Genomic DNA, 9,418 nt, shown 5'->3' with positions numbered 1-9,418 from the left:
CGATGGCGAGATCTGGAAAGAGGAGATTACAAACGTAAAGCAATCCGGCGAGCGATACCACGCCGAGCAGACGATCGCCCCTATTCGAGATGCAGACGGTATTGTCGAAAGGTTCGTCGCCATTCAACGGGACATAACCGAGCGAAAGGAGCGCCAAAGTGAGTTAGAGCGCTACAAGCAGCTCTGGACGAATCTACCTGTCGGCGTGGGTCGCCTGGATCCAAACGAGGATCACCGATTTTTGCAGGTGAACGAACGATTCGTCGAGATTACTGACGCACACTCGGAGGAGGCACTCCTTGACCACCCTTTTGCAGAGTTGTGGCGTGACGAAAACGAGTTGGGATCATTCCTCGAAGAGGTTTCCGAGGGTGAACTGGCGACGACGACCGCGCAATTGGAGACACTGGATGAGCAACTCATCTGGGGACGCATCACCGCCTTCTGCACTGAAACTCCCGAGGGCCACGTCGTTGACTTCGTTCTGCAGGACGTCACCGAGAGCCGGGAAAGCCGGATACATCTCGAGACTGCACAGGGCGTGGCAAATATCGGCTGGTGGCAAAAAGACATCTCGTCTGACAAAACGTATTGGTCCGATCAAATCGCCGAAATGTGGGGTGCCAAGGATGAGGGGGGTCTGATCGATCATGACACGTTTCTGTCGTTTATTCATCCAGACGACAGAGAATACGTCAACGAAAAGTGGAAGGCTGCCAAGGAGGGCGAACCGTACGATATCAGTCATCGCATCATAACCAGTGATGGGGGTGTGAGATGGATGCGAGAAAAAGCAGAGTTCACGTTCGACGATTCAGGCGACCCCGTGAGAGCGATCGGAGTCGTCCAGGATATTACTGAACGGAAAGCAAGAGAACAGAGACTCAAAGAAAAGAAGGAAGAATACGAGGCCGTCATCGAGAACGTCCACGATGGACTCGTGATCATCCAGGACGACGTCATCCAGTTCGTAAACAGTCGTATTACTGAGTTGGTGGGCTATTCACCGGATGAACTCATCGGTGAGCCGATGACCGATTTCATCGTTGAGGAGTATCACACAACGGTTGCAGAGCGGCACCAGCAGCGACTTGCAAGCGACGAGGAGTTAAAAACCTACGAAATCGAGATCCGTCGACGGGACGGTGATACCCTTCCTGTCGAACTGAGTGTCGGTCTGTTCGATTACGGGGGGAGACCCGCAACGATCACCGCGATCAGGGACGTTTCCGATCGGACCGATCGGACCCAACAGTTACGTGTTCTGGACCGGGTGTTGCGGCACAATCTGCGGAACGCCATGGCGACGATCCAGGGATATGCGGAGACGATCAGGTCCGAGGTCGACGATATGGCTGACGAAACGGAGATGATTCTCAAAACGAGCCGGCGACTTATGGAAACGATCCAGAAGGAGCGGGAAATCGTCGACGTCATCGCCGAACGGCCCGAGCGGGAGGAAGTTGAGGTCGTCGGCGACGTCTGTCAGCCCGTCGTGGCTGACGTACGCGACGACTATCCTGAGGCCGCCATCGAATTCAACCATCCCGAGGAGGCTTCCGCAATTGCGATAGGAACGCTCGAGCGGGCTATCGAGGAACTGCTCGAGAACGCGATCATCCATAACGATCAGGAGACGCCCGACGTGACACTCACTGTCGAACCGCACGGCGAAACGGTTCGAGTAGCGATCGCTGACACGGGGCCTCGAATTCCGGAGGAGGAAGCTAACGTCTTGACCCGAGAGTACGACGTCGAGCCACTCTATCACGGCAGCGGGCTCGGGTTGTGGCTCGTCAACTGGATCGTCGAGCAGTCTGGGGGCACACTCACCTTCGAAGAAAACGATCCACGTGGCAATATCATAACGATCGAGCTCCAACGACCGACGTGGTGAGAGTGGCCGAACACGATCATCCGGACACACCGTTTCAACGCCTGCGACCGAGGATCTGGACCAACTGCCGTACTCGCAACAGAATCCGCACACTTGCCATCACGTCGTCTATCGGTGTTTATGACTGTTCAGGTCGACAAAATGGTAGATGGCCGGGGCGGGCTCCGAACCCGCGATCTCCGCATCGCCCAGGTTCGAGGCTCGGCGGGCCCCGACGGGGTCGCGGACGCTTCCAAGGCGAGTGCCGCACCGAATCTGCGAAACCCTATGAGTGCGGCGCTATGTCCAGCTAAGCCACCCGGCCTCATGTTCACGTACCGGGATGGGACTCTTTAAGCTTCCCATCTCCCCGCGGTTTGGGACCCGAGATCACGGTCGGACCGACGGACGTGACGGTCGAACGGACGAGGGATTGGGGTGATGAACTCGGACGTCGAACTGGGACGATTGACTGGGATGAGGGACTGGGCTGACGAACGTAGATGACAAACGTGGATGACGAATCGTACCGATCGCGGTAGATCAGTCGAGGCGTCGATATGGATCGATGGTCCGATTCTCGACGCCAATCGATCGAATCGATGACGAGTTGGCTGTCGGGACCCGCGGATTTATACTGTGGGCGATGGATTCACTTTCCAATGAGCCTTCCCGATCTGCTCGCATCCGCCGTCGGCGAGGGGGACGTCGTGGCGACCGTCGATCTCGGCGGCGAGGACGTCCTCGCGGTGACGGCCGACCGAACGCTCATCTATCGTGCCGATGGACTCCTCTCGGATGAGTCGATAGAGGAGTATCCCCACGGAGCAGAGCGGATCGACGTCTCCGAGGGACGACGAAAGACGACGTTCACGCTCGATTATGGCCTCGACGGCGAGGAGACCGTGACCGTTCCCACAACGCGGACCGACGAGGCGTTACACCCGCTTCTCGCGGGCGTCCTCTCGGCTGCGGACGTGACCGATCCAGGCGAATCGGTACTTCGAACGTTCCGGTTTTCCGAACTCACGCTCATAATCACGAGCGATCGGATCGTCAAACACATCGGATCAGTCGTCTGGGACGAGGAGTTCGAGGAGTTCCACTACGGCGACGTCGTCGATCTGGACTTCGAGGAGGGAACGGTTGCGACCTCCATCGTGCTCACTCTCGACGGGCGCCAGGAGCGGTTCAAGGCACCCAACGAGTCGGCGCGGTCGGTTCGTGAAACCCTGAGCGATGCGATCTGTGCGTATCACGACGTCGAGAGCATCGCGGAGCTTCGCGCCATCCACGAAAAAGAGCAAGCGGAAGCAGCCACCGAGGAGACCGCGTCCGGATCGGCCTCGACGGACTTCGGAGAAGGCCCCGATCCGCTCTCGCCATCGCCCTCGACGAATACAGACACCGGATCGGAGGCGTCGACGGCGATGGAGACGCCGCTCGAAGAGGAGTCACTCGGCGGAAGGTCCGACTCGCTCGCAACCGAGCGGAACGAAGCCTCGAACAACGCAGTGACGGGCGCCGAACCGAGCGACGATGGCGCGGCGTTCGGCGACACCAGGTTCGAACCCGCCGGACTTGAGGACGATGAGATCGCGGCTGAGATCGAGGCGCTGCGCGAGGCGGTCGAGGCGCAAAGCGACCGGATCGACAAACAGGCAGAACTCATCGACCAACTGATCGAGGAGCTTCGGCGCGGTCGATAGCTTCCGTGGGTGAGATCCGGATCGGGCGAGCCCCTGAGGTCTCACGACTCGCGGCCGGTAACCTTACGGACACATGAGGATCCGAACGGACCGAGTTCGCCGGCCTCAAAGCGCACGAAATGGCCCGTCGAGATCGAAGCACCGCACCGACGGCATTCGAAGTCCCCCTCGCGAACGGCGACCTGTCGGTCGAAGGAGACGTACGTCCCACCGCGGCGTGTTCGAAGTCGACCGTCCTCGCGGACGATTATCCCGCGTTTCTCCGCCGTATCGAGGATCTCCCGGGTGAGCGAGGGGCTCTCGGTGACGGTCTCTATCCGGTCTACCGCCTCCGGAAGTGACAGCGACTCGTCCTCCAGGTGGGCGAGTAGCTCGATCCCGATCTCGCGTTTTCGCTTGCGGGTTTTCGCGCCGGTTCTCTCGTTGACCCCGTCACTCGGTGGGTCGCTGGCGGGAGCGTCGCCCGAATCGCCGCGCGGATCGCTCATCACGCACCCCGTTCGGTGCCGACGCGTATAAGCCGGCGGGATGAATCGAACGCGTTCGGACTCCACAAGGCGTTTATCGTTCGGCCGGGAACTCGGGCGCGTGAAGCGCCGCCTCGTCGCCGGGATCGCCGTCTGCGCCGCCGTCGCGACCGCCGCGTGGACCACCTCGCCGGCGGCCGTATTCGCACCGCTTGAGCGGATCGCCGGCGCGCCGATCATGTTCGGGATCGCCCTGGTCGCACTCGCCGCTTTCAGACCGTTTCTCGCGCTCCCGACGACGCTTTTGGCGGTCGGAGTCGGCTACGGCTACGGCTGGTCGGGCGTCCCTCTCGGGATCGCATTGTTGACGCTCACCGCGATCCCGCCGTACGTGCTCTCGCGAGTGGGATGGAGGGGAACGAGCGGACGACTCGTCAGAACCGGAGAACGCGTCGTCGACCTGACGGGCGGAACCCGCGCGGTGGTTGCGAGCCGATTTCTGCCGCTCCCCTCCGACGTGGTCTCGGTAGGAGCCGGCGTCTCCCGCGTCGATCTCCGGCCATTCCTCCTCGGTACCGCGATCGGTGAGACGCCGTGGGTCGTCGCCGGCGTGGCAGTCGGGGTCTCCGCCGATCACCTGCTCGCCGGCGACATCTCCGTCCTGGATCCGACCCTGTTCGTCGGGATGATCGGCGTTGCCGCGCTGCTTCTGGCCGGTCCGTGCTATCGAACGTACACGGGGCGATCGAAGCGATCGATGGGCCCTCTGTGAACATCTAGTCGCATTCGGTGTGTTCGCGGATCGCGGCGACGACTCGGTCGGGGCGCTCGTGGACGATCCAGTGGCTCGCGTCGTGAACCGTACGGAGTCGACCATCGACACAGCGTTCGACACTCGCCGCAGCCATCGACTGCTGGAGGAATTCGTCCTCGGCTCCCCAGATGACAAGCGTCGGGACCGTAACGCTCGTTCGTGCCGGCGAGGGGCGCTCACGGACGACCGCCCGGTACCAGTTCACCATCGCGGTGAACGCTCCCGGTCGTGACCACGCACGACGATACCGATCGAAATCACCCGGGTCGAACGTTCCCGGGCGACTCGACCGTCGCATGCCAGAGACGATCGGAGCCCAATCGCCGATTCGCGCGACGCGCTCGGGGACCAGAGGGATCTGGAACGCGAGAAAGTACCAACTCCGTAGCCGCTGGTGCCACGACTCGCGAAGCGTCCGCTCGAAGACGGTCGGGTGCGGAACGTTGACTGCGACGAACTGCCGAAGGCGGTCGGGATGATGAAGCGCGATCCACCAGCCGACGGCTGCCCCCCAGTCGTGTCCGGCGAGGACAGCCGTCTCCCGACCGTAGGCCTCGATCAGGCCGACGACGTCGCTGGCCAACTCGTCGATCCGATACGCCGCGATCTCGGCCGGTTTCTCGCTCAGGTTGTAGCCGCGCTGATCGGGGACCACGACGCGAAAGCCGGCCTCGGAGAGCGGTGCGATCGCCTCGTTCCACCCGTACCAGAACTCGGGAAAGCCGTGAAGAAGGATGAGCAACTCGCCGTCCTCGGGACCCGCCTCCACGACGTGCAGTCGGACGTCGTTCGCCTCCCGGAATCGGGATTTGCCGGGAACCGACTCGGGAATCTCGTCGTCGAGGCGCGCCTCAGGGTCATCCCCTGTGGGTCGAGGCGAACCAGACGGCGACGAGGAAGGTTCCGGTGACGAGGAGCGCCCCGACGATTCGGACCCTCCCGGGGGCGGCTCGCGGGGCATACGCGATGATCGGGGGTAGAATGGGTAATACTGTCGGACGATCGAACCGTGAGACCGAACGACGGGATCGCAAACGGATCCCGATCGGTGCCTACTCGCCGGTTCCCCAGTCGGCGACCCGTTTCGGCCGGTCGGAGACCGCGAGGATGTCGAGATCGTCCTCCGCGTGGTCGAGGGCTTCGAGTGCGGCCTTCGCGCTGGCCAGGGTGGAGAAGTAGGTGATCTCCTCTTCGACGGCCACCTCAAGCAGCTCGCGCTGTCGGGAGACGATCAGGTCGAGGTTGCCGCTGCGGGCCGCCTCGACCAGGTCGGTCGCGGTGGATAACTGGAAGTACTCGGAGAAGCCGTCGACGAGTTCCTCGCCGGCCTCGGTGTCCGGGTCGGGGAACTCCTCGGCAGACAGGTCGACGACGGCGGTGCCGGAGTCGGGGATCGGCTTACCGGTCGCATCCTGCGCTTTGCCATAGGCCTTCCCGAAGGAGGTCGCGGTGCCCATCACCTCGCCGGTCGATTTCATCTCCGGACCGAGCCGTGGGTCCGATCCCGGCAGGCGGTCGAACGGGAGCACGACCTCCTTGACGCTCAGGTGTTCGGGAATCTGCTCGTCGATGTCCAGATCGGCGAGCGTCTCGCCGGCCATCACTTTCGCCGCGATCTTTGCGATCGGAACGCCCGTCGCCTTCGAGACGAACGGGACCGTCCGCGAGGAGCGCGGATTCGCTTCGAGCACGTAGACGGTCGACTCCACGTCCGGATCGTGGACGCCGGTCACCGCGAGCTGGACGTTCAACAGCCCGACGGTGTCGAGTGCGGTCGCGATCTCCTCGACCACCTCACGGACCCGTTCGAGAGTGTCCTCGGACAACGAGCGCGGGGGAATCATGCACGCGGAGTCGCCCGAGTGGACGCCCGCGCTCTCGACGTGTTCCATCACGCCGCCGAGCAGGACGTCCTCGCCGTCGGCAACTGCGTCCACGTCCAGTTCGACCGCGTCCGCGAGGAACTGATCGACGAGGATCGGCTTGTCCGGAGAGACACGGACGGCCTCCTCGATGTACCGTTCCAGTTCCGCATCGTCCTCGACGACTCGCATCGCACGACCGCCGAGTACGTAGGAGGGACGGACGAGGACGGGATAGCCGATCCCGTGAGCGAGTTCGAGGGCCTCCTCGCGACTCGTCGCCGTTCCGCCGGCAGGCTGGGCGATCCCCAGGTGATCCATCAGCGTGTTGAACCGATCGCGGTCCTCCGCCAGATCCATCGCCTCCACGGAGGTGCCCACGATCTCGCAGTCGAGTTCACGCCTATCGAGTTCGGCTTCGAGCGGCTCGCCGACGTTGACGGAGGTCTGTCCACCGAACTGAACCATTACCCCGTCCGCGTCGGTCGCCTCCACGACGTCCGCAACCTCCTCTGCGGTGATCGGCTCGAAGAAGAGTCCGTCGGAGGTGTCGTAGTCGGTCGAAACCGTCTCGGGGTTGTTGTTGACCACGTGCGCGTCGATTCCCATCTCGCGGAGTGCACGGACCGCATGAACCGCACAGTAGTCGAATTCGACGCCCTGTCCGATGCGGATCGGACCGCCGCCGATGACGACCACGCTTTCGACGTCGGGATCGATCTGCTCGAGTTCCCCGTAGTCGGTCTCCCCGCTGCCGGCATCCGTGTCGGTGAGGAACTCGGGAAGTCGCGCCGAGTAGTAATACGGCGTCGATGCCTCGAACTCGCCCGCACACGTATCGACCTGTTTAAACGCCCGGTCGGAGGTCGCCGACTCCACCTCCTCGACTGAGACCGCTTCCTGGGTGGTCCCGCCGTCGGTCGAGGTGGTCGAGGGGTCCACATCCGCCGGCGCCTCCGACGAGGCCGCATCAGCGATCTCGGCGTCGGTGAAGCCCGCGATCGCGGCATCGGTGAACTCCCCGCGCGTCGCGCCCTCGTAGGCGTCAGCGATCCGTTCGAAGCGTTCGAGGTACCACTCCTTGATACCCGTGAGTTCACGGATCTCATCGAGGGTGTATCCGCGCTCGAATGCCTCGAAGATCGCGTACGGGCGGTCTGGTGTCGGCGTCTCGAGGTAGTCGTCTTCGAGGGTTTCGTCGTCGACGTCGGTCCACTCGACGGCCGGGTCGTACTCCGAGGAACGCAGCGCTTTGAGCATGCTCTCCTCGAAGGTCCGACCGATAGACATCGCCTCGCCGGTCGATTTCATCGCCGTACCGAGTTCGAAATCGACGTCATCGAACTTGTCGATGGGCCAGCGAGGGACCTTCGTCACCACGTAGTCGATCGCAGGTTCGAAGGCGGCGGTCGTCTCGCCGGTGATCTCGTTTTCGATCTCGTGGAGCCGCTTGCCGAGCGCGACCTTCGCCGTGACGCGGGCGATCGGATATCCGGTCGCCTTCGATGCGAGCGCGGAAGAGCGGGAGACGCGGGGGTTCACCTCGACTACGCGGTACTGGCCGCCAGGGGTGCCGTCGTCGCGCCAGGCGAATTGGATGTTACATCCGCCCTGAATGCCCAGCTCACGGATGACGTCGAGGGCTGCGTCGCGCATCTCCTGGTGGCCGTCGTCGGGAATGACCTGTGACGGGGTGACGACCGTCGACTCGCCGGTGTGGATGCCCATCGGGTCGATGTTCTCCATGTTGCAGATGATGATACACGAATCGTCGGCGTCGCGCATCACCTCGTATTCGAGTTCGACCCAGCCCGCGATCGACTCAGTGACGAGGACCTCGCTGTTCCGCGAGAGGCGAAGTCCCTTGCGGACGCGCTCGACGAGTTCGTCGAACTCCTCGACGACGCCGGAGCCCGAGCCGCCGAGCGTGTAGGTCGTACGGGAGATGACCGGCAGGCCGCCGACATCGTCGACGGCGTCGCGGACGCGCCCACGGAAGGCCTCCTCGTCGAAGTCGGTAACCGACTCGTCTTCACCAAGGGAGATCGTCGTCGATTTCGGGACCGGCTGGCCGATCTTCTCCATGCGCTGGCGGAAGAGATCGCGGTCCTCCGTCGCGTAAATGGTGTCGAGTGGCGTCCCCATGATATCGACGTCGTGTTCCTCCAGAATGCCCTGCTCGGCCAGTTCCGCCGTGACGTTGAGGCCGGTCTGGCCGCCGAGACCTGCGATGACGCCGTCGGGGGTCTCCTTGCGGATGACTTCGGCGATCGCCTCGGGCGTGATGGGTTCTATGTACACCCGATCGGCCATCTCCGGGTCGGTCATGATCGTCGCGGGGTTGGAGTTGACGAGGACGACTCGGGCCCCCTCCTCCTGAAGGGCGCGACACGCCTGTGCGCCGGAATAATCGAACTCGGCAGCCTGTCCGATCTGGATCGGGCCGCTCCCGATGAGCAGGATCGTGCGGTCCTCGGAGAAATCGTTCCCCCCGGACGTCTCGTCTGTCTCGCTCATTACCCGTTTGGAGTACGCACATCGTAATAAGGCCGGCGAAAGAATACGATTCTCGCAGGAGAATTTCGAAATTCGCAAGGCACGCGATCACGTGCCACGGCTGGCGAACGATATTACGAGCCATCGGGGTCCCGATCGATATCGGGAATGGCCACGAGAGGGACGAACACCGC

General features: G+C 62.8%; 6 protein-coding genes and 1 tRNA gene. 3 read left to right on the top strand and 4 right to left on the bottom strand.

Features of this window, described 5'->3' with window-relative positions:
• Positions 1–1,897 (top strand): PAS domain S-box protein (locus tag ACERIT_RS13590; RefSeq protein WP_373675403.1); only part of this gene is annotated, 1,897 nt, incomplete at its 5' end.
• 149 nt (positions 1,898–2,046) lie between these two features.
• Here the strand turns inward: ACERIT_RS13590 and ACERIT_RS13585 are convergent.
• Positions 2,047–2,201 (bottom strand) — tRNA-Met (locus tag ACERIT_RS13585).
• 337 nt (positions 2,202–2,538) lie between these two features.
• Between ACERIT_RS13585 and ACERIT_RS13580 the strand changes: the two genes are divergently transcribed.
• The gene (locus ACERIT_RS13580; protein WP_373675402.1) at positions 2,539–3,585 is read left to right on the top strand and encodes a hypothetical protein; all 1,047 of its coding nucleotides are present in this window, start codon (positions 2,539–2,541) and stop codon (positions 3,583–3,585) included.
• 41 nt (positions 3,586–3,626) lie between these two features.
• On the opposite strand, the gene ACERIT_RS13575 is transcribed toward ACERIT_RS13580, so the two are convergent.
• Positions 3,627–4,073 (bottom strand): DUF5830 family protein, encoded by a 447-nt coding sequence (locus ACERIT_RS13575; RefSeq protein ID WP_373675401.1) that lies wholly within the window; start codon positions 4,071–4,073, stop codon positions 3,627–3,629.
• Positions 4,074–4,173: 100 nt separating this feature from the next.
• Between ACERIT_RS13575 and ACERIT_RS13570 the strand changes: the two genes are divergently transcribed.
• A complete protein-coding gene (locus ACERIT_RS13570; RefSeq protein WP_373675400.1) occupies positions 4,174–4,824 on the top strand; it encodes a TVP38/TMEM64 family protein in 651 nt (216 codons plus the stop codon).
• 4 nt (positions 4,825–4,828) lie between these two features.
• Here ACERIT_RS13570 and ACERIT_RS13565 read toward each other — a convergent pair whose 3' ends face one another.
• The gene (locus tag ACERIT_RS13565; RefSeq protein WP_373675399.1) at positions 4,829–5,827 is read right to left on the bottom strand and encodes an alpha/beta fold hydrolase; all 999 of its coding nucleotides are present in this window, start codon (positions 5,825–5,827) and stop codon (positions 4,829–4,831) included.
• A gap of 91 nt (positions 5,828–5,918) precedes the next feature.
• On the bottom strand, positions 5,919–9,245 hold the full coding sequence (carB, locus tag ACERIT_RS13560; RefSeq protein ID WP_373675398.1) for a carbamoyl-phosphate synthase large subunit: 3,327 nt from the start codon (positions 9,243–9,245) through the stop codon (positions 5,919–5,921).
• Positions 9,246–9,418 lie beyond the last annotated feature (173 nt).

The organism is Halopenitus sp. H-Gu1, assembly GCF_041821145.1.
Taxonomy (GTDB): Archaea; Halobacteriota; Halobacteria; order Halobacteriales; family Haloferacaceae; genus Halopenitus.
This window is presented reverse-complemented; position numbering and strand designations above follow the sequence as displayed.